Consider the following 21,000-nt stretch of genomic DNA (forward strand, 5'->3'; position numbering starts at 1 on the left):
TTACTACATCTTGAAAACTCTTAGAAATGCTGAAACATACCATTTTTAAGAGTTTTTTATTTTCTCTAGTAAAAGAAAAAGATTGAAGAAAATTGTCCAAAAATGACTTTTTCTTCAATCTGAGAGCTAGCTGGCTCTTTTTTTATTTATGACTTAATTTCTTGGTCAAAAAGTCTCCCAAGAACTGAATTGTAAAGATAATCAGGATAATGATGAGAGTCGCAAGAACTGTTACATCATGATTGAAACGGTTAAATCCATAGGCGATAGCTACGTTACCGATACCACCTGCTCCGACCGCTCCCGCCATAGCTGTTTCACCGACTAGTGAGATCAAGGTCACCGTTGTCACACGGATCAAGTCTGGTAGACCTTCTGATAGGTAAACACCTACGATGTCCCAGAAAGTAGCTCCGCTAGCTTGAGCTGCCTCGATGACACCACCATCTAGCTCAGCCAATACCACCTGTACCTGACGAGCAAAGAAGGCAAAGACTGCAAAAGATAGGGGTACAATAGCCGCATTTGGTCCGATACTTGTCCCTACGATTAGATGAGAGAAGGGTGACAAGACAGCCAAGAGAATGATGAATGGCACCGCACGGAAGATAGAGGTAATCTTGTCCAAAATCCAGAAAACAACTTTATTTTCCAAGACACCACCTGGAGCTGTCAAGACAAGGAAAAGCCCTGCAACCAGCCCTAGGAAACCTCCGATGAGGAAGGAAAGAACCGTCATATAAAGGGTCAAGTAGATTGCTGTTCCCCAGCCAGCCTGACCAGACCAACCCATCTTATAGACGTTTGGTAAGTATGCTTTAATCAATTCTGCCATCTTACTGTCCTCCCTTCAATACTTTTAGTTGCACACCAGCCTGACGGATAGCATCTTGAGCGCTTATCAAGGCTTCTTTTTCTCCTGACAAGACAACCACAAGTTCACCTACAGGAGTACCATCCAAAATTTCAATGTTTCCATAGAGAATATTGGCTGTTACTTGGTAGTGCTTGTACAATTCATTCAAAAGTGGCTCATCTGTAGAAGCGCCTGCATACTTGAGTTGTACCAAAATGCTGTTTTCAGATAAGTGCTCTACAATTTCTTGTTTCTCAATCTTGACCATAGCTTCATCAATACCTGTCGCAGTCGAGATAAAGTCCTGAGTCAATGGCTGCTTAGGATCTGAGAAGATTTCAAGAACGCTACCTTCTTCAATCAATCGACCATCCTGCATCACTGCTACACGGTTAGCAATGTCTTTGACAATCTGCATCTCGTGTGTAATCAGGACAATGGTCAAACCTAGTTTACGGTTCAATTCTTGCAAGAGTGACAAGATTTGTTTCGTTGTCTTTGGATCAAGAGCTGAAGTTGACTCGTCTGAAATCAAGATTTTTGGATCATTGGCCAAGGCACGCGCAATAGCCACACGTTGTTTTTGACCTCCAGATAGTTGTGAAGGATAGTTTTCGGCACGATCTGCAAGACCAACCAAGTCCAACAACTTAGCTACTTTAGCCTTCTTTTCTTCCTTGCTGAGTCCAGAGTGTTTGAGAGCAAAGGCTACATTTTCCTCTGCTGTTTTCTGGCTCATGAGGTTGAAGTGTTGGAAAATCATCCCAATATCTTGACGTTTATGGCGTAATTGCTCAGCAGTTAAGGTAACCTTGCCATCAAAAATCACATCATTATCAATAGTAATCTTACCTGCAGATGGTTTTTGCAAGAGGTTAATCACACGAACTAGGGTTGATTTCCCTGCTCCAGAATATCCAACGATTCCGTAGATATCCCCTTCTTGGATGTGAATAGTCACATCCTTGACCGCTGTGATGGTTCTTTTCTTTTGGTGAAAAGTCACATCGATCTGATCTAACTTGATAATATCTCTACTCATAGCTTCTAATCAGCTCCTCTACTAATTCAATATGGGTGTAATAATCGGCGATTCGTACATTCTCGTCTCCACCATGGTCTCGGCTATTAGCATTTCCTAGACCAAAGGCAACCATAGGTACTTCTAAGGCATCGAATACCGTATGCATAGGACCTGTCCCAGCAGTTGTTGGCAAGACAGATACGCCCTGTGGATAGAATTTCTTGGCTAACTCAATAACATTGAGAATAGATGGTGCACTCATATCACTTCGATAACTCATCTCACCCAAGGTATAGTATAATTCTACCTTATCAAAGCCGTTTTTGTCTAGTTGTTTCCGGATTTTATCCAAAACATCATGTGGGTCCAAGCCAGGAACCAAACGAACTTCTAGCTTGGCACTAGCCTCTGCTGGTAGAATCGTTTTAACACCTTGCCCTTGATAACCTGACTGGATACCCTCGATATTGAGGGCTGGCTCAAAGAAGAAACGCTTTAGAAAGGCTGTACGTTCCTCTTGTAAAAGTGGCAATTCCAAGCCATAAATCTGGCTGATTTCTTCTGGATTGCGTTGGGCATAGGTTTCAACCAAGGCTAACTCTCGTTCGTTAGGCTCTTGAACCTCATCGTACAAGCCCTCAACTAAAATACGTCCATCTGCAGCTCGCAAACTGGTCAAAGCTTGAATGAGATACCAAGGCGCTGACTCTACAATACCGCCATAGCTAGAGTGGATATCCACATCGGCACTCTTGACCTTGGCATCAAAAGTCACAATTCCTTTGTTCCCACCAGAGATTTCTAGCTGTTCCAAGGCATTTTTGGTTCCTTGTTCCCAGACCAATAAATCTGCACCACGAAGCTTGTCCGCATGTTTTTCTAGATATTTGTCCAAGTCCATAGAGGCAGACTCTTCAGCTCCTTCCATGATGAAACTGATATTGACTGGTAGATCATCGTGATGCTGCATGTATTTTCTAAGAGCACTCAAGCGGGCAGTGATATGTCCCTTGTCATCGTCAACCCCGCGTCCATACATGATGCCATCACGGACAGAAAGCGTAAATGGATCCTCTGTCCAGACTTGGTCGCCATCCGCAGGTACTGTGTCATAGTGGTTGTAGAAAATGATAGTCTTGGCATTTGGGCGTGAACTTTTAAAATGCGCCATGACAAAGGGTGCCGTATAACTCTCATCAATCTCGACCTCTGCACCTACACGCTTGAAGATCTCGCCTAGATAACGAGCCACTTCTTTCAAGCCGACTTGTTGGGCAAAGACTGATTTTTTAGAAATCAAGGTCCGCAAAACTTCAAAGTAATGTTGCGCCACATGATCCTTTTCAAACTTTTCAATTTGTTCTTCTTGGCTAGGGAAAACCATTTTCTCTCTACCTTTCTACTAGGACTTGTACCTTTGGAATCAATACAAGTGGATGTTCCTTTTCTTTAGTCTCTATATAAAAGCAAGAGGTGGAAAAAATCTCTCCCACCTCCCTGTGTTTATTACCAAACTGGTTGATCCAAGCCGTCTGAAGTTTCTTCGATGACTTTTTTCACTTCGTCAGTGTGGTAAGCTGCGATAATTTTCTTGATTGCATCAGCTTTAGGTGATGATTCCCAATCTTTTTTCGCAACGATGATGTTGTACCATTGTTTTGAGTTTTCGTCAGCTTGCTCTTTAAAGAGTGCTTTCTTGTAGTCCAATTTTGCTTCTGTAACAAAAGTGTTGTTTACAACTGCTGCATCAACTGAAGTCAATGAACGAGCTGTTTGGCTAGCGTCCAACTCAGTGATTTTCAAGTTCTTTGGATTTTCTTTGATGTTTGCGATTGTAGCAAGTTCAGTTCCTGAAACATCCAATTTAATCAAACCTGCTGATTGAAGAAGGTAAAGGGCACGGCTTTCGTTAGTAGCATCGTTTGGAATAGCAATTTCACCGTTGTTTGGGATTTCTTCCACTTTAGTGTACTTGTTTTCTTCCCCGTTTTTACCTGAGTAAAGGCGGATTGGTGAGATATAAGTATCTGCAATCGCTACAAGGTCTTTACCGTTTTCTTTGTTCCAGTTGTTCAAGAAGTTGTAGTGTTGGAAAGCGTTCAAGTCTACTTCACCATCAGCAGTTGCTTTATTTGGTTGTGAGTAGTCTGTAAACTCTGTGAATTCCAATTTAATTCCGTCTTTTTCAACCAATTCTTGGACTTTGTCCCAGCGTGCTTCTTCTGAACCGCTACGGTTAACAGTCGCGATTTTAACTGTAGTTGTGTTGTCTGCTTTCTTGTCTGAATTTCCACAAGCTGCAAGTGCAAGGCCTGCTACTGTAGCGATAGCTGCTACGCCTAACCATTTTTTAATTTTCATGATTCGTTCTCCTTTAAAAATAATACTGTAATAGTATCTCACACTTTATTTGATTTCGCAAATTGTTATTAGATAGGCAAGCCTATAGTTTGAAACTATAGGTCTAGAAGTTGCAAAATCATCCACCTACGAGAGAATGGATGATTTACAAACTTATTTGATGTCAGCTTCTGCTGGGAGATAAGAACCACCAAAGAACTGTTGAGATAGCTTTTCAAGGGTTCCATCTTTATATAATTCTTGGATGCGTTTGTCCACAAATGCCTTCAACTCATCTTGACCTTTTGCAAGAAGTGGGTAAACGTAAGGTTGTTGGTCGCTTGGAAGTTCGATGACTTTCAAGTTATCCAAACCTTGGTTTTTGATAACTGTTTCTACACCGATTTTATCAAAAATCTTGTAGTCGAATTGTCCGTCACTCAAACGTCCCATGATTTGTTGGAAATCAGCTTTTGTGTAGTTAAGGACAGTTGGGTTATCTGCGTGTTGTTTGTTGTATTCTTCCAATTGTTTAGCTGATGTTGTTCCTTGAACGACTTCAGTAGATTTTCCACCGATATCATCAAGCGACTTGATACTGTTATCATCTTTCTTAACTACGAGAACGTTAGGATTTTTAGCAGTTGGTGCTGCGTAAAGGTACTTTTCTGCACGTTCTTTAGTGTAGCTGATGTTGTTAACTGCCATTTGGTAACGATCTGCGTCAAGACCTGCAAAGATACCTGACCATTCTGTCTTTTCAAACTTGACAGTATACTTGTCAGAGTCTTTAAAGATAGCGCGAACAACCTCAATCTCAAAACCAGTCAACTCACCGTTTTCTTCATAGTTAAATGGTTTTGGTGACGCGTTAGTTGCTACGACGATTTCTTTCTTATCAGATGTTGCTTCACCAGATGCCGCCTCTTTCTTTTCACCACCTGAGCAAGCTGCCAATACACCTGCGGCTACAAGCCCTAGGGCAGCAAGTGATGAATATTTAACGATTTTTTTCATGATATTTCCTCCAAAATAGAATACAATCTTATCTTAACAGAAAAAAAGGAATTACGCTATTATATGATTTCTATATTTGTGATAGGTTTTCTTTATGGCTGATTAAAAGACCAAACGTAGGACTGCTATCAAGACCACCCCAAAGAGAACAGTCCCTACCAGATTGCGATAGCGAAAGGCTACAAAAGCCGTTGGAAAGACTGCTAAAAAGTCTAACCACTTTATCTGCGGAAGGCTTCCAACTTTTCCTGTCACAACACTTGAAAGAATCAATGCAAAGATAATAGAAACTGGTAGAAATTTCAAAAAGCGCTCGACAATAGGTGGCAAACCCTTGTACTTGGCTAAGATGAATGGAATCATTCTTGGAATCCAAGTCACCAAACCAGAAAAGACAATTGCTAATAAAATATACTTACTGACCATCCAAGACCACCCCCATGGTACAACCTAGCAAGGTCGCAAACAGAACAGCTAATGACTGAGACACCACCGTCAAGAGCAAAAAGAAAGATACAGCTACAACTGCTAAAATTATGAAGAGATTGCGCAAAGGAATCCGTTTTTGCATAATCTGAAACTGGGAAGTAAAAATCCCAATAAACATCCCCACTAGGGCAAAATCTAAGCCAAAAATTTCTGGATTTGGTAGAAGTCCACCTAGAGCAGTTCCGACAACAGTTCCGAAAAACCAAGCTACATAGCTGTTAAGGTTGTTCCCGTGCATCCACATGGGGTTAACCTTATCCGTATGCACCAACTCGCCCATCAAAACGCCATAGGTCTCATCGGTCAAAAGGCTGGACATGCCGATATTGTGCCAAAGACTGGTATGGCGAAAATAGGTCGACGCATGCAAACTCAGCAAGAAGAGACGCAGATTAATCAAAAAGACCGTCATGGCAATGGCTGCCACAGGCGCTTGAACTGCTATCAAGGCTATCATGGCAAACTGAGCACTCCCAGCATAGACAAAGAGACTCATCAAACCCATTTCTAGTGGTGTCACATAGGGAGAACCGATAATGCCACAGGCAAGACCGATGCTAACATAGCCCAGAGCTGTCGGTACCGCAGCCTGCACACCCTCCCAAAATCCTTTTTCTTTCATAGACTTCCTCACTAATCATTCCTTCAGCAACTGCTTTCCAAACAGTCACAGCAAACATTATTATAACATATTCGTAAAATAGAAAAAAGTCTGCTGATTGACAAGAACATAAAAAAGACTGGCAATCCAGTCTCATGATACAACTTATAAACTATTTTAGATTTAATACCCAAATACCAATAAACTAATAACGATTAAAAATGTATTCCACAAGATATGAAGAACCATTGGCCAATAAACTGAACGAGTATAACGAAATAGCATACAGAACAAGAGACCTGCTCCCGCATAAACGATGAAATCTGTTAACACCCAGCCATACTGTAAAACATGGATAAGACTAAAGAGTGTGGAGGAAACGACGACATCTATATAGTACTTTTTAAATTTGGATAGTGCTGTCATCAGAAGCCCACGAAAAACCAACTCTTCAACGATAGGAGCAATGAGACTGCCATAGAGAATGCGCATTATAAAGTAACTAATTCCTGTCAAATTAGCTGCTTCTTTCATCATTTCGTTCTCATTTTGCGTGCTAGGAAAAATCAGAGTCGTTATATTTACCCACACAAACATCAGTATAAAGAAAAGAAAGAAGACACCCAGATAAGCCCAACGGAACTGGAAGCGACCGCATTCTTTCCAACCTTGACTCTTTACTAGAACCACTGTAGCAGCAATCCCCTCAAGAACTATCAATAAAATTTGCAAGCTATAAAATCCAAAATCTGATAATTGGTTAACAAATTCTAACCTTGCTACAAAATTAAAAATTAAGTAATAGGCGGCTATTATCAAAACAGTTGTCAAGTAAAATTTCGTTTCTTTCCTTTTCATCGTTGATCCTTTAGAGTTTTAGTTACACCATCTTCCAGCTAAACGTACCCAAATCCCTTTTATCCAATCAGAAGCACCACGATGAGAACTCATCCCTTGATTTATGACTCTTAAAATCCTCTAAAACAACAAAGGCAGAATTTGAGCAATGGCATTATCAACTATATGCAGTCCAATAGGCCAATAAATAGACTTTGTCACTCTAAAAAAGACTGCCATTATTAGACCACCACCCATATATACGAAAAAGTCTGTCAAGACCCAACCATGACTACTGATATGCAGAATTCCAAATAAAGCAGCCGAACCAAGCACATCCAGTCCCCATTTCTTCCCTTTTTCCAAAGCGGTCATCACCAATCCACGATAGATCATCTCTTCAAAAATGGGACCTGCAATCACTGGATAGAAAAAATACATCAAAAATGCAGTAGGACCTGTAAAAGTAGGAAGATCCAGTTGATAAGAAATTTCATTTTGGGTGGACGGGAAAATAAAAAAGGTAACGAAATTCCAAACAAAAAAAGCTAGAAGAGCTAAAAAGGAATAGAAAAGATAGGACACTTTAAATTTTCTGCTATTGATTTGTTGCCATTTTCCTGACCAAACCATGGCAATAAGAGCAAGCAAAACTACAAGAAAATTTAACATCATATCCGAAAAGTAATAGCTAAAATCAGATAGACCAGCAGCCAAGTCGCTGTGTAAAACCAGACGGATGAAGAACTGGTCCGCAATGATAAGTAGAATGGCTACAAACAAGTAGTAGCGTGAGATTATCTTTTTCATATATCACCCTTCTAAAATCCAAACACCAATAAGCTAACAATAAGCAAGAAAGTATTCCATGAAGCATGTAAAGCTATGGTCCAATAAATAGAGCGTGTACAGCGAAACATCATGCAAAATATCAAGCCCATTACAAAGTAGAGTATGAAATCTGTCGTTATCCAACCATGCTGTAAAACATGCATAGCGCCAAATATGGCAGCAGAAACAAGAACATCAATATAGTAGTTTTTAAATTTAGACAAGCTTGTCATCAAAAAACCACGACACACGATTTCTTCTGCTATAGGTGCAATAAAGCTACCGTAAAGTACACGCGTAATAAAATAGCTAATTCCTGTCAAACTGGTGGCTACTTCCACTACTGCACTGCTATTTTGCGTACGAGGAAAGATACGAGTTGCTAGATTTGCCCACACGAATAATAAGAAAAAAGAAAGAAAGAAAACACCTAGGTAAGACCAACGAAATTGGAAACGACCACACTCTTTCCAATGTTCACTTTTGACAAGAATAATAGTTGCAACAACTCCCAGCACAAGCATCAACAAGACCTGCAAAACATAGTAGATCTCATCAGACAAAGCTACAGTAAAATCTAAGTCTGGTATGCCATTAAAAATGAGGTAATAAGTCAAAAGCAACAAGCCAGTTGCTAGATGAAATTTCATTTCTTTCATTTTCTTCATTAAATTACTTCCTATATTATTTTATCGACAGCGTCTAGACCGCTCACCTATTGGAGCTACAGCCCAAGCAAAAGCACCACGATTAGGACTCCATTCCTTGATTTAAGATTTTGAAAATCCTCTAAAATAACAAAGGAAGTATATGCACGATACCGTTATAGACTATATGCAGTCCAATAGGCCAATAAATAGACTTTGTCACTCTAAACAAGACCGCAAATATAATACCGCCGCCCATATATACGAAAAAGTCTGTCAAGACCCAACCATAATTACTAATGTGCAAGATTCCAAACAAAGCAGCAGAACCAAGCACATCCAGTCCCCATTTCTTCCCTTTTTCCAAAGCGGTCATCACCAATCCACGATAGATCATCTCTTCAAAAATAGGGCCTGCAATCACAGGATAGAAAAAATACATCAAAAACGCCGTAGCGCCTGTAAAAGTCGGAGCAGCGAGTTGGTAAGCAAGTCCATTTTGGGTAGGTGGGAATAGGAAAAATTTAATAAAATTCCAAATAAATAAAGCAAGAAAAGCTAAAAAAGAATAGAAAAGATAGGACCCTTTAAATTTTCTACTATTGATTTGTTGCCATTTTCCTGCCCCTACCATAAAAACAAAAACAAGCAGAACCACAAGGAATTTCAACATCATATCCGAAAAATAATAGCTAAAACCAGATAGATTAGCAGCGAATTCACTGTGCAGAACCAGATAACTGAAATACTGGTAAGCAATGACAAGTAGAATGACCACAAAAAAGTAGTAGCGTGAGATTATCTTTTTCATTCTTTTTCTCCTATACTATGAAATAAAGAAAGCCCCTACCCAAGAAAAAAGCAAGGGCTTTAGATGTTAATAGAAACGACGACGATCAGGATCAGACTCAGGCATAAAGTAAAAAAAGTGATCAGCAAAGTTAGAATTTCTCCAAAACGATCCTATGCCTCCCCAATTTCCACCGCCTGGAATTTTCACAATATCGACGACATTTCCTCCGTAAACCTTCTCCAACTCCACTTCTGTTAGTTCCATTGTTTCTGCAAATTGTAAATTCAACATCATTTACACTCCTTCAATTATTTTATTCGTAAACCACTTCTGCGACCTAGGATTTACTTCAAGTGCTTTACAAGAATAGTATAGCACGGAAATCAGTCTATTTTAGAAAATCGCATATTTGATATTTTTTCTTATGGAAATTTCACATTTGCGATTTTTATAGAATTGACTCTTTCACTGGTATAATAAAGATGCTATCAACAAGGAGGAAAACGATATGAAGAAAAGAAAAATTCAACTAATGCTTCTACTCATTTCAGAGTGGGTTATTATCATTCCATTTCTAACTAATCAATAAGTTTTTGGTATTGCTGGAAGCGTAATTCAAAAAGGGCTGTTAATTGTGGATTTTCTAATATTTGCAGAGATTGGATAAAGTGTTCAATCTCTTTTTGATTGCTTCCCTTGGTTTGAAGGAAAACACTCAATTTCTTTAAAAATTGCCATGATACTTTCTCAAAAACATCATACGGACGGAGCATACTCTCCAACTCGGACTCAAAGATTGGGATGTAAGAGAAAAGTTTGCGCTCCATAAGCTCTGAGATGATATTTAGAAAGCCACTTTTCATATACAGTCTATTGTGTGCCAATTCTTTAAATTCCTTGGATTTTTCAAGTAAGGAGGTTGATAAAAATATCAAATCTTGGTTGCTCAAAAAAGGCATGGTATTGCAAAAGATATAGAGTTCAAACCAGGTCCAAGACTCGATAGCATAGAGATAGGTGGTTAAAAACTCGCTATCCTCCTCTGCTAGTGGGTAGCTTTTATCTAGTGAATGGATAGCATCTTTAATCACAATAGAGTTCAAACGGCGATAAGTCTGCGCCATCTGTTCTTGTTCGACTTCCTCCAAGAGTTGCTCTAAACCAGCAATATCTTGATGGGCAAAGCGATCCACAATCCTTCTACCAAATCGCATATGTGGAGATTCTTGGTAGTTGTTGAGCTTGTGTCCAAACTCATCAAAGGTCACATTGATCCCTTGGATAGCTAGGATCAACTTATCCGCAGACAGCATGGACTGCCCTAGTTCAAACTTGGATAGCTGAGAAGCTGTTAGTCCAGCACAAGCCACATCTGACTGCTTGAGCTTTCTCGCCAGGCGTAATTCCTTGTAAAATTCTCCTAATTCCTGCTTTTCAATCATGGCCAAACTCCCCTTTAAAAATTCCCTTTACTATTCTATTCGTAAAAACTTTTACTTTTTTAACATATTATAAAATATTTTAGCAAAAAAGCCAGCCCCAAGCTGACTCTTTATTCTATGGTATCAAAAGCGAGACTTGGTTTGGCATTGAGGTCTAAGTCTGCAAAGTTTTCTTTGTTCCACTCACTAACGCTAGCATAGGCAATCATACCCGCATTGTCTCCGCAAAGTCGCAGAGGTGGAATGATGACCTTAACGTCAGTGATTTCAGCTGCTAAACGTTCTCTGAGACCTTTATTAGCTGCCACACCACCAGCCACAACTAGAGTTTTAACAGGGTATTTTTCTAAGGCCTTCTTGGTTTTTGCCATGAGAATATCCATAACTGCTGCTTGGAAGGAAGCGCACAAGTCCTCTGTCGACAAGTTTTCTCCTTTTTGCTCGGCATTGTGGTGAAGATTGATAAAGGCAGACTTCAAACCTGAAAATGAAAACTCCAGATTATCTTCCTTAATCATGGCACGAGGGAAATCATACACATCCTGCCCCTGATGAGCAAGTTCATCGATCTCCCGACCTGCTGGATAGGTCAAACCCATGACACGACCGACCTTATCATAGGCCTCGCCAACCGCATCATCTCGAGTTTCACCAACGATCTTGTAATCACCAGCCTCAGAAACATAGACCAACTCTGTATGTCCGCCACTGACTAAAAGGGCTAGTAAGGGGAACTCCAAGGGCTCGACACTTTGAGCCGCCATAAGGTGGCCAGCCATGTGGTTAACGGGAATCAGGGGAAGGCCATGTGCCCAAGCAAAGACCTTAGCAGCTGACAAACCAACTAACAAGGCTCCGACCAAGCCTGGTCCGTAGGTAACCGCAACAGCTGTCACGTCCTCTTCGGTAATTCCTGCTTCTGCCAATGCCTCCTCGATACAGGCTGTAATGACCTCGACATGGTGACGACTGGCTACTTCTGGCACCACGCCACCAAAACGTTTGTGACTCTCAATTTGACTAGCAATGACATTGGACAAGAGCTCATCGTCGTTTTTCAAGACAGCAACACTGGTCTCATCGCAAGATGTCTCAAATGCTAAAATATATCTATCCTTCATCTATTTCTCTCTTCATGATAATGGCGTCCTCGACTGGATCATGGTAATAGGCCTTTCTCTCAGCGATGACTGACATTTTTTCTTTCTTGTAAAATGCTTGCGCTCGGTGGTTGGACTTTCTGACTTCGAGGAAAATCTCCCTGTCTGTCGGCAATGTTACAAACAAGGCCGAGGCTATCCCCTGACCTTGATAGGCTTTTTTGACAGCAATTTGCAAGACTTCTGCTTCAAAGATATTTTCCTGAACAGCTAGAAAACCTATCACTTCTATCCCATCGTAGGCTAAAGCATACCAGGTCTGGTCTTGAGACAGGTCTGCTTGGATTTGTTCCAGAGTCCAAGGACTGACTGGGTAAACATCTGCCATAACAGCATAGATAGCTTGAGCAAAGTCAGGTTGCTGTTGGATTCGTTTGATCTCTATCATAGGCGTTTAATGTAAGACTCGCCAGACTCGGTGTGATTCTTGAGCCAGTTTTCCTCAGCTTCGACACGCTTAAGGTAATTCGGCACAAAATCATGCAAGGAGTCTGCTTCCTTGTCCCAAGCACCAAGAGCAATATTAGCTGCATTTGGTAAGGTTTCTAGATAGTTGGCTTGTGGCAATTGTTCTTGGATTTGATCCACAAAGGCTCTAACTTCTCCAACAAAGGTTACCTGCTCAGCATCCTTGACTTTTTCTAACACCTCTTCAAAAGATAGGTGCGCTTCTGGAAAGACTGGCTGGGCATTTTCATAAAATCCTGCATACACATTGTTACGGCGTGCGTCCATCAAAGGGACAACCAAACCTTCCTGCTGGCTCGGCACCAGGGCTAAAAGGCTAGACATCCCAACTAACTCGATGTTCAGAGTATGAGCCAGCGTCTTAGCAGTTGCTACTGCGATTCGCAAACCTGTGTAGCTACCTGGCCCCTCTGCCACTACGATTCGATCCAAATCCTTGGATGTCAAATCCAAACTTGCCATCAAAAAATCGATGGCAGGCATGAGGGTAATACTGTGATTTTTCTTGATATTGATTGTCGTCTCGGCAAGAACTTGCTTGTCCTCTAAAATAGCTAGAGAAAGAGCCTTGCTGGACGTATCAAAAGCTAATACTTTCATAACACATTCCTATCTTTTTGTCTGCTTACTATTATACTACAAAAGAAGGCACATGGGAATTTTCTTTGTTTTGTATCAAAAATCACAGTGAAAAGAAATCTTCAAAAACATTGCAACTTTTCCTTTTCGTTTCCGAATATAAAAGTGAACGAGAAAAAAGGAGGAAAGTTCAATGACAAATTTCGAAAATATTGACAATCAATTTGTATCGCTATCTGAAAATGAATTATCAGATATTGATGGTGGTCTCGCTCCCTTGGTTATCTTTGGTGTAGCAGTTTCTTGGAAAGCTGTTGCTGGCGGAACAGCACTTGTAGGCTCTGGCTTAGCAGCTGGTTATTTTTTAGGAGGTTAGTATGATTAAAGATTTAGACAAATATCATGAAATTTCTAATAAAGAATTGCAAGAAATCAAGGGTGGTTTTGGTGTAGGTGTTGGTATAGCTTTATTTATGGCAGCTTACACCATTGGAAAAGATCTCCGTAAAAAGTTTGGATAAGTCATGCTAGATAAAAGACACATTTTTAGAAGGATGAATTTTATTTTCTTCATCTCTTACAGTTTGATCAGTATTCTCAACGATTTAAGCATTACTACTATACCATTGCCAATTGATTTATCTGTTTGTATTGTTTTATTTTTATGCTTCAACTCTATTTTTGAACAAAACAATCATAACTGTAAAAATAAGGATAGGGCCTGAAAATATAATCTTTGTTTGAGGAAAAATTGGATACCGAATTTGAAAAATCCACCCTATCTTAATAGTTGGGGTGGATTTTTTGTGTAGCTGAGTTCGCTATTTTTTTATAACCTATTTTAAAGATAGGCATTCGTTCAATCAGCAGATATAAATAAACAACTGAAGCTAAGCATTCAAACCAAAGTAAAATACAAACCAGACCACATAGGTTACAAGAAGGAGAAAAATGGAATACAATGTTACAAAGAGAATTTTCCAGTGTACAGCTGTTTTTCTATGTTCCAGCCGAACAAACAGTAGATTGCCACCATAAACACAGGCAACAAAAATCATAAAAGCTACCAAACGAATACCGATAACAAAAGTAAATAAGTCATTCATCTTTCAACCTCCTTGATATAGAAACGTCTCTTATAACTTTATTATAGCACTTGTATCTGAAGTCTTCAAATACTTATACAAGGCAAAATGAAACCCATTTCAAGCTCCTTACTTTCATGTTTCCTGCTTTTACTAATTCCCCTTTTTATGTTATAATTGAGATAATTGTAACGAATCAAGGTCAATAAAGACAAAAAATGAACTGGAATCAAACCAGCTTCAAACTGAGCATTTTTGAATATAGCTGACCTGAAAGCAGAAAGGAAACATATGATTTACAAAGTTTTTTATCAAGAAACAAAAGACCGTAGCCCACGTCGTGAAACAACACGCTCACTATACTTAGACATCGATGCTAGTTCAGAACTTGAAGGACGTATCGCTGCTCGCCAACTTGTCGAAGAAAATCGTCCAGAGTACAATATCGAGTATATCGAACTCTTGTCTGACAAATTGCTAGACTACGAAAAAGAAACTGGCGCATTCGAAATTACGGAGTTCTAATATGGCCTATACTCTTAAACCAGAAGAAGTTGGCGTTTTTGCTATTGGTGGTCTAGGAGAAATCGGTAAAAATACATACGGAATCGAATATCAAGACGAAATTATCATCGTTGATGCAGGAATTAAATTCCCTGAGGATGACCTGCTTGGTATCGACTACGTTATCCCTGATTACTCTTATATTGTAGAAAATATCGACCGCATCAAGGCTCTCTTGATTACACACGGACACGAGGACCATATCGGAGGGATTCCTTTCTTGCTCAAGCAAGCAAACATCCCTATCTATGCTGGTCCACTGGCCCTTGCCTTAATCCGTGGAAAACTCGAAGAGCATGGACTTTTGCGTAATGCTACACTTCACGAAATCAACCACAACACGGAGTTGACCTTTAAAAACCTTAAAGCAACTTTCTTTAGAACAACCCACTCGATTCCAGAACCATTGGGAATTGTCATCCACACACCTCAAGGGAAAATCGTCTGTACGGGAGACTTCAAGTTTGACTTTACACCAGTTGGTGAACCTGCAGACTTGCACCGCATGGCAGCCCTAGGTGAAGATGGAGTACTTTGTTTGCTCTCTGACTCGACCAATGCTGAAGTGCCAACCTTTACAAACTCTGAAAAGGTTGTCGGCCAGTCGATCATGAAGATTATCCAAGGTATCGAGGGACGTATCATCTTTGCATCCTTCGCCTCAAATATCTTCCGTCTCCAACAAGCTACTGACGCTGCTGTTAAAACAGGTCGTAAGATTGCTGTCTTTGGACGCTCTATGGAAAAGGCCATTGTCAACGGGATTGAACTAGGTTACATCAAGGCTCCTAAGGGAACCTTCATCGAACCAAATGAAATCAAAGACTATCCTGCGGGTGAGATTCTGATCCTCTGTACAGGTAGTCAGGGCGAACCTATGGCGGCCCTCTCTCGTATCGCTAACGGAACTCACCGTCAAGTGCAACTCCAACCTGGTGATACTGTTATCTTCTCATCTAGCCCAATTCCAGGAAACACCACTAGCGTTAACAAATTGATTAACATCATTTCTGAAGCTGGTGTTGAAGTCATCCATGGTAAGATTAACAACATCCATACATCTGGACACGGTGGTCAGCAAGAGCAAAAACTTATGCTCCGCTTGATTAAGCCAAAATACTTCATGCCTGTTCACGGTGAATACCGCATGCAGAAAGTCCACGCTGGACTAGCAGTGGATACTGGCGTAGAGAAGGACAATATCTTTATCATGAGTAATGGTGATGTGCTTGCCCTCACTGCAAACTCTGCTCGTATCGCAGGTCATTTCAATGCTCAGGATATCTACGTCGATGGAAATCGTATCGGCGAAATCGGTGCAGCTGTGCTTAAAGATCGTCGCGATCTATCTGAAGATGGTGTTGTACTGGCTGTCGCAACCGTTGACTTCAAGTCTCAGATGATCCTATCTGGACCAGATATTCTCAGCCGTGGATTTGTCTACATGCGCGAATCTGGTGACTTGATCCGTCAAAGCCAACGCATCCTTTTCAATGCTATTCGTATCGCTTTGAAAAACAAAGATGCCAGCGTCCAGTCTGTCAATGGCGCTATCGTAAATGCCATTCGACCATTTCTTTACGAAAATACTGAACGTGAACCAATCATCATTCCGATGATTCTCACACCAGATGAAGAATAAGAAAAAATTCTCTGAAATCCTATGACTTCAGAGAATTTTTGTTATTTCACGACAAGCTCGTAACGAGTTTTGCTGGTGAAAGTTTGGCCTGCTTTGAGGATGACTTGATCTTTAAGGTCGCTATGAATAGCATCTGGCAAAGCTTGTGCTTCAAGAGCAATCCCATTGTGCTGCATCATTGGTTGACCAGCGATGATGACACTCTCATCCACAAAGTTTGCGGTGTAAACTACAAAGCAAGGTGCTTCTGTCTTGAAGAGTAAGAAACGACCTGAATTTTGGTCATAGAGGAAACCAGCATTGTCATGTCCTGCAGGCAGAGCAAATGGATGGTCTAAACCAGATACGAGTTGGATTTGCTCATCTTCTTCTGCAAAGATATCCTTCAACAAGGCGCCATTGTAGATGTGTTTAACCACATCACGATCAGCATCTGGAGTTTTAGCTGGTACTCCATCAGGGGCAATTGGATAGATACCCTCAGTGTTCAATTGGAAGACATGGCGGTCAACAGTCTGAGTGAAATCACCAGATAAGTTAAAGTAGCTATGGTTGGTTGGATTGACCAAGGTATCCTGATCCGTCGTCACCTTGTAGCTAACTTCGTAGGCTCCACTTTCTTCCAAGTGGTAGCTAATCCAGATTTTAAGGTTTCCTGGGAAACCTCCTGTACCGTCTGTTCTTTCTGTGTAAAGAGTCAAACCATGATCATTCACTTCAACTAGCTCAAACAAGCTAGAATCCCAACCAGTTGAACCACTGTGGTTACAGTTGCTGGCGTTGTTAACTTCAAGTTCATAGGACTTACCATTAAGTTCGAAAGTCGCACCTGCGATACGACCTGCCACTGGACCTACACTCGCTCCATGTTTAGGGCTATTTCCCACATAGCTTTCGAAATCATCAAAACCTAGGATAACATTGGCAAAATTGCCAGTCTTATCTGGAGTTACATAACGTAAAATTGTCGCTCCATAGGTCATGATTTCCAGTTGATAGCCTGCTTCCGTTTCAAAACGGTAAGCGAGGACATCCTTGCCATCAACTTTCCCAAATACACGTTCTGTGTATGCTTTCATCCTTCTCTCCTTTTTCTATTTCAATTAAGTAAACAAACCATAGAAAGCGCATTCACTCTCTATGGTTTTATTGTATGATTTACAGACATCTTTGTCAAGAAACCATAGATATTTTATTAACAAAAGTCGTTTCTTCTATTTCTGATCTATGCTTCTACACGTTCAGTCCATGAAGTAGCTGTTGTTTGAAGTACTTTATTGAGTTCATCAATGTTTTCAAATCCAGTTGTACGAAGCCATTCGCGAGCTGCTGCTTCTCCATCTTTGATGTAAGCTTCAACAGATCCAGCCCATGTTGCACGTCCACAAAGAACACCATTGAAGTTTGCACCTGATTCATGGGCAAAGACAAGTGTTTCTTGGAAGAGTTTAGCAGATACACCTGCACTCAAGTAGATGTATGGCAAGTTAGTAGCTTCGTCTTGTGCTTTGAAGAAAGCAGCTGCTTCTTCACGTGTATGAACGATTTCTCCATCGCCAAAGCCTTCAACGTATTTCACGTTAACTGGAACTTCTACTTTCAAGACATCGATGTTGAAACGTGGATCTGAGAAGACTTTCATAGCACCGATAACCTTGTGTGGTTTTACTTTAGCGTATTCTGCAGAACCTGCGTCAGCAATCTTTTCATCGTAAGCAAGAATTTCAAGGAAGAATGGAATATCTTCTGCCACACACTCAGAACCAATACGTTCGATATAGGCTTGTTTTTGTTGGTTAAGTTCGTCAGAGCTATCTACGTCATAGTAAAGCAAGAACTTAACAGCATCTGCACCTTGTTCTTTGATACGTTTTGCAGACCAAACATCCAAGCAGTCTGGCAAACGTTTTGTGCTTGTTGTGTCGTATCCAGTTTTTTCATAAGCAAGGAGCAGACCAGCTTTTGGAGCAAGTGCCTTTGTAGCTGGAAGTCCGTATTCTGGGTCAAGAAGCATTGATGAAGCGTATTTTGTCAATTCATCCGCTACCAATACTTTAAGTTCTTCCATTTGAGCTACTGTTGGCTCCTCTGTTTGGTATTGAGCCATGAGGCGTTTCAAAGCACCACGTTGGTCAAAAGCAAGAGCTGAGATGATACCATTTTCGTCTGAGAGTTTTTGCAAGCAAGCAAGTTTATTTGGGCTTAATGTTAATTTACTCATAGATTCTTCCTTATTTTTCAAATTCGTGAATAATAACACCTTGAACAACACGGTTAACTGTACCTGTAGGTGATGGTGTATCTGGTCTGTTACCAACTTTAAGTGAAGTCAAGAGAGCAAATAATTGACCATAAACAATGTAAGGGAAGACACGGTAAACGTCATTCAGAACCCCACCGCATCCAAGTGCTACTTCCTTAACATTTTCAAGTCCAAAGGCTTGGTCACTCAAGAGAACAACACGACGAGCAATTTTGTCACCTGCAACTTCACGAACCAAGTCTAAGTCATACTTACGAGTATAATCTGTTGTAGTACCAAAGACCAAAACGACAGTATCTTCATTGATCAAAGATTTTGGACCGTGACGGAAGCCAACTGGGCTTTCATACATAGTCGCAACCTGACCAGCAGTCAATTCCAAAATTTTAAGCTGCGCTTCGTGAGCAAGTCCGAAGAATGGGCCCGCACCTAGATAAATCACTCGATTAAAGTCTAGGTCAACCAACTCTTTGACATCTGCTACATTGTCAAGGACTTTACGAGCTAAACTAGATAGCACTTCAAAACGTTCAGCTTTAACAGCAAATTCTGTAGGATCAAATACCAAAAGGGCTGTCAACATCATTGAAGTGAAGCTTGAAGTCATAGCAAAGCCAGCATCATTAGACGCAGCTGGTTGTAGCAACAATAGATTGCGGTCATCACCATGCGCTTGAAGAGCCAATTCCCCTTCAGCCGCACATGTGATAGTTACTTGATAAAGTTCATCAACCAAGGCCTTAGCCAAGTCAACTGTTGCCACACTCTCAGGTGAGTTCCCGCTACGCGCGAATGATACCAAAACAGTCGCTACATCTTTTTTCAAATAAGTTTGTGGGTTTGCTACGATATCAGTTGTCGCAATAGCATTAAAATTCCATTTACGTTCATCATAAACTTCCTTGAAGTAAGGAACAAGAGTATCACCTACATAAGCAGAAGTTCCAGCACCAGTCAGGATAACCTTGATGTAGTCATGTTTGTCAGCAATTCCTTGTAAGAAGGATGCAATTTCATCACGTCGTGCTTGATAAGCTTCAAAAGCTTCTTTCCAAACGTCTGGTTGTTGGTAAATTTCGCGAGTTGTGATTTCTGCCCCCAACTCAAGCAATTCTTCTTTTGTATAATCTAGCATTGAGTTCCTCTGATCTATTATTATATTGTTTTTTATTTAAAATATGGGAATGGGAGTAAGCCCCATTCCCATTTATATTCTATGAAATATGTTCTAACAGTATTTCTGTTATTACACCTTATTCATCTTCATCGTCATCGTCGAAGCCAGCCAATAAATCATTAACTTTGACAATGCTTTCTGAAGCACGACTCTTATAATCTGCATCAGCGCCGGTTAGACTCGCATTGATAAACTCGATTACCATTGGAAGATTCATTCCTGCATAAAGTTCGATGTCACGACCTTCCATAATCAGACGGCTCACCACATTACATGGTGTTCCACCAAGGAGGTCAGCAAAGACTAGGAAATCATCCAAACCTTCGACAGCAGCTTCAAATTTCGCAGTGAAATCTTCTGGTCCATCTTCTGGAAGAAGAGCTACCGCATGAATATTTTCTTGTGGACCCATAATCATTTCTGTGCTACCTTTAAGTTCTTCACAGAAACGTCCATGGCTCACTAAAATCAATGATTTACTCATAAATTATGCGCCCATTCCAAGTAAGAATTTACCGATGAATGAAAGTCCAACAGCAAGAGCAATGATAATACCGATTGCTTTAGTTGAGTTCATACCTTTCTTACCAAGCAACCAGAAGATGAATGCTGTGAAGATTGCTGGAAGCAAGCGTGGGAAGATTGAGTTCAAGATATCTTGGAAGTCAATCATTTTCTCACCGATTGGCAATTTGTATGAAATTTCAAAGTTGATCATTGTTGCTACAAGAGCACCCATCATGAACACACCAAGTACAGATGCAGCTTCAATCAAAGCTGTCAAAGTGCTTTGCATGTTGTTGATAAGGTTAACCCCTTCTTTGTATGCAAATTCCAATTGTTTCCAACGGAAGATGTCATACGCTACTGCAACTGCGATCCAAAGGAAGATACCCCAAGGTTGACCAGCGATAGCCATTGTTGCAGCGATAGATCCCATGATAGCAGGTACAAGTGAACCAAAGATAGTATCTCCAAGAGGAGCGAATGGTCCCATCAAACCTGTCTTGATACCGTTAACCGCATCTTTTGAGCCAACGCCATCTTTTTCTTCCATAGCAAGGTCAAAACCAGCGATGATTGTGTGGAAGAATGGTGAAGTGTTGAAGAATTGAGTATGAACTTTCATCATTTCTTTCAACTCAGGAGTTCCATCTCCATACATTTTACGCAATTGTGGCAAGA

Annotated in this window: 26 protein-coding genes; 4 read left to right on the forward strand and 22 right to left on the reverse strand. The window is 40.6% G+C overall.

Annotated elements, in window-relative coordinates; all coding sequences use genetic code 11:
- Positions 1-142: 142 nt before the first annotated feature.
- The 16 genes from PCY17_RS10325 to tsaB all read right to left on the reverse strand — a co-directional run bounded on the left by PCY17_RS10325 (position 143) and on the right by tsaB (position 13,105).
- Entirely contained in the window at positions 143-835 is a 693-nt protein-coding gene (locus PCY17_RS10325; RefSeq protein ID WP_000818851.1) for a methionine ABC transporter permease, read from the reverse strand.
- 1 nt (position 836) lies between these two features.
- Positions 837-1,898 carry a methionine ABC transporter ATP-binding protein gene (locus PCY17_RS10330; RefSeq protein ID WP_301393864.1) on the reverse strand — a complete coding sequence of 354 codons (1,062 nt, stop codon included), beginning with the start codon at positions 1,896-1,898 and terminating at the stop codon, positions 837-839.
- Positions 1,891-3,264, reverse strand: a complete 1,374-nt coding sequence (locus PCY17_RS10335) for a M20/M25/M40 family metallo-hydrolase (protein ID WP_000231835.1) — start codon at positions 3,262-3,264, stop codon at positions 1,891-1,893. Before PCY17_RS10335 ends, PCY17_RS10330 begins: the two co-directional genes overlap by 8 nt.
- Before the next feature lie 122 nt (positions 3,265-3,386).
- Entirely contained in the window at positions 3,387-4,241 is an 855-nt protein-coding gene (locus PCY17_RS10340; RefSeq protein ID WP_000694516.1) for a MetQ/NlpA family ABC transporter substrate-binding protein, read from the reverse strand.
- Between the two features lie 153 nt (positions 4,242-4,394).
- Entirely contained in the window at positions 4,395-5,237 is an 843-nt protein-coding gene (locus tag PCY17_RS10345) for an amino acid ABC transporter substrate-binding protein (RefSeq protein WP_301393868.1), read from the reverse strand.
- A gap of 102 nt (positions 5,238-5,339) precedes the next feature.
- Positions 5,340-5,663 (reverse strand): AzlD domain-containing protein, encoded by a 324-nt coding sequence (locus tag PCY17_RS10350; protein ID WP_045762538.1) that lies wholly within the window; start codon positions 5,661-5,663, stop codon positions 5,340-5,342.
- The gene (locus tag PCY17_RS10355; RefSeq protein ID WP_301393873.1) at positions 5,653-6,348 is read right to left on the reverse strand and encodes an AzlC family ABC transporter permease; all 696 of its coding nucleotides are present in this window, start codon (positions 6,346-6,348) and stop codon (positions 5,653-5,655) included. Before PCY17_RS10355 ends, PCY17_RS10350 begins: the two co-directional genes overlap by 11 nt.
- A 162-nt stretch (positions 6,349-6,510) precedes the next feature.
- Positions 6,511-7,185 carry a CPBP family intramembrane glutamic endopeptidase gene (locus PCY17_RS10360; RefSeq protein WP_301393876.1) on the reverse strand — a complete coding sequence of 225 codons (675 nt, stop codon included), beginning with the start codon at positions 7,183-7,185 and terminating at the stop codon, positions 6,511-6,513.
- Positions 7,186-7,305: 120 nt separating this feature from the next.
- A complete protein-coding gene (locus tag PCY17_RS10365) occupies positions 7,306-7,974 on the reverse strand; it encodes a CPBP family intramembrane glutamic endopeptidase (protein WP_301393879.1) in 669 nt (222 codons plus the stop codon).
- 11 nt (positions 7,975-7,985) lie between these two features.
- The gene (locus PCY17_RS10370; RefSeq protein ID WP_301393882.1) at positions 7,986-8,663 is read right to left on the reverse strand and encodes a CPBP family intramembrane glutamic endopeptidase; all 678 of its coding nucleotides are present in this window, start codon (positions 8,661-8,663) and stop codon (positions 7,986-7,988) included.
- A 121-nt stretch (positions 8,664-8,784) separates the two neighbouring features.
- Positions 8,785-9,453 (reverse strand): CPBP family intramembrane glutamic endopeptidase, encoded by a 669-nt coding sequence (locus PCY17_RS10375; RefSeq protein WP_301393885.1) that lies wholly within the window; start codon positions 9,451-9,453, stop codon positions 8,785-8,787.
- Positions 9,454-9,519: 66 nt separating this feature from the next.
- Positions 9,520-9,726 carry a peptide pheromone VP1 gene (locus PCY17_RS10380; RefSeq protein ID WP_301393914.1) on the reverse strand — a complete coding sequence of 69 codons (207 nt, stop codon included), beginning with the start codon at positions 9,724-9,726 and terminating at the stop codon, positions 9,520-9,522.
- 287 nt (positions 9,727-10,013) lie between these two features.
- Entirely contained in the window at positions 10,014-10,877 is an 864-nt protein-coding gene (locus PCY17_RS10385) for an XRE/MutR family transcriptional regulator (RefSeq protein ID WP_301393888.1), read from the reverse strand.
- Positions 10,878-10,987: 110 nt separating this feature from the next.
- Entirely contained in the window at positions 10,988-11,998 is a 1,011-nt protein-coding gene (gene tsaD / locus PCY17_RS10390; RefSeq protein ID WP_301393891.1) for a tRNA (adenosine(37)-N6)-threonylcarbamoyltransferase complex transferase subunit TsaD, read from the reverse strand.
- Positions 11,988-12,425 carry a ribosomal protein S18-alanine N-acetyltransferase gene (rimI, locus tag PCY17_RS10395; RefSeq protein WP_049502799.1) on the reverse strand — a complete coding sequence of 146 codons (438 nt, stop codon included), beginning with the start codon at positions 12,423-12,425 and terminating at the stop codon, positions 11,988-11,990. The genes tsaD and rimI overlap by 11 nt, the downstream gene beginning before the upstream one ends.
- Positions 12,422-13,105 carry a tRNA (adenosine(37)-N6)-threonylcarbamoyltransferase complex dimerization subunit type 1 TsaB gene (gene tsaB, locus PCY17_RS10400; protein ID WP_049502798.1) on the reverse strand — a complete coding sequence of 228 codons (684 nt, stop codon included), beginning with the start codon at positions 13,103-13,105 and terminating at the stop codon, positions 12,422-12,424. The genes rimI and tsaB overlap by 4 nt, the downstream gene beginning before the upstream one ends.
- A 172-nt stretch (positions 13,106-13,277) precedes the next feature.
- Between tsaB and cibA the strand changes: the two genes are divergently transcribed.
- Together cibA and PCY17_RS10410 are read left to right on the forward strand one after the other, a co-directional pair.
- The gene (cibA, locus tag PCY17_RS10405; protein WP_049502797.1) at positions 13,278-13,460 is read left to right on the forward strand and encodes a fratricide two-peptide bacteriocin subunit CibA; all 183 of its coding nucleotides are present in this window, start codon (positions 13,278-13,280) and stop codon (positions 13,458-13,460) included.
- 1 nt (position 13,461) lies between these two features.
- On the forward strand, positions 13,462-13,605 hold the full coding sequence (locus PCY17_RS10410; protein WP_000588573.1) for a bacteriocin: 144 nt from the start codon (positions 13,462-13,464) through the stop codon (positions 13,603-13,605).
- A 369-nt stretch (positions 13,606-13,974) separates the two neighbouring features.
- On the opposite strand, the gene PCY17_RS10415 is transcribed toward PCY17_RS10410, so the two are convergent.
- On the reverse strand, positions 13,975-14,190 hold the full coding sequence (locus PCY17_RS10415; RefSeq protein WP_049502796.1) for a hypothetical protein: 216 nt from the start codon (positions 14,188-14,190) through the stop codon (positions 13,975-13,977).
- Positions 14,191-14,460: 270 nt separating this feature from the next.
- Here PCY17_RS10415 and PCY17_RS10420 point away from each other — a divergent pair, with 270 nt between their 5' ends.
- Together PCY17_RS10420 and PCY17_RS10425 are read left to right on the forward strand one after the other, a co-directional pair.
- Positions 14,461-14,694 carry a DNA-dependent RNA polymerase subunit epsilon gene (locus PCY17_RS10420; protein WP_000639568.1) on the forward strand — a complete coding sequence of 78 codons (234 nt, stop codon included), beginning with the start codon at positions 14,461-14,463 and terminating at the stop codon, positions 14,692-14,694.
- A 1-nt stretch (position 14,695) separates the two neighbouring features.
- Positions 14,696-16,375: a ribonuclease J gene (locus PCY17_RS10425; RefSeq protein WP_049502795.1), complete on the forward strand. Its 1,680-nt coding sequence runs from the start codon at positions 14,696-14,698 to the stop codon at positions 16,373-16,375.
- Positions 16,376-16,416: 41 nt separating this feature from the next.
- Here the strand turns inward: PCY17_RS10425 and PCY17_RS10430 are convergent, their stop codons facing one another.
- From PCY17_RS10430 to PCY17_RS10450, 5 genes are all read right to left on the reverse strand, one after another.
- Entirely contained in the window at positions 16,417-17,454 is a 1,038-nt protein-coding gene (locus PCY17_RS10430; RefSeq protein ID WP_049502794.1) for an aldose epimerase family protein, read from the reverse strand.
- A gap of 146 nt (positions 17,455-17,600) precedes the next feature.
- Positions 17,601-18,596 carry a tagatose-bisphosphate aldolase gene (gene lacD / locus PCY17_RS10435; protein WP_301393900.1) on the reverse strand — a complete coding sequence of 332 codons (996 nt, stop codon included), beginning with the start codon at positions 18,594-18,596 and terminating at the stop codon, positions 17,601-17,603.
- 10 nt (positions 18,597-18,606) lie between these two features.
- Positions 18,607-19,773 carry an SIS domain-containing protein gene (locus tag PCY17_RS10440; RefSeq protein WP_301393903.1) on the reverse strand — a complete coding sequence of 389 codons (1,167 nt, stop codon included), beginning with the start codon at positions 19,771-19,773 and terminating at the stop codon, positions 18,607-18,609.
- Positions 19,774-19,891: 118 nt separating this feature from the next.
- Entirely contained in the window at positions 19,892-20,299 is a 408-nt protein-coding gene (locus tag PCY17_RS10445; RefSeq protein WP_301393907.1) for a PTS sugar transporter subunit IIA, read from the reverse strand.
- A gap of 3 nt (positions 20,300-20,302) precedes the next feature.
- Positions 20,303-20,998 carry a PTS system mannose/fructose/sorbose family transporter subunit IID gene (locus PCY17_RS10450; RefSeq protein WP_301393910.1) on the reverse strand — a complete coding sequence of 232 codons (696 nt, stop codon included), beginning with the start codon at positions 20,996-20,998 and terminating at the stop codon, positions 20,303-20,305.
- Between the last annotated feature and the right edge of the window lie 2 nt (positions 20,999-21,000).

The sequence above is a fragment of the Streptococcus sp. SO2 genome (genome assembly GCF_030440025.1).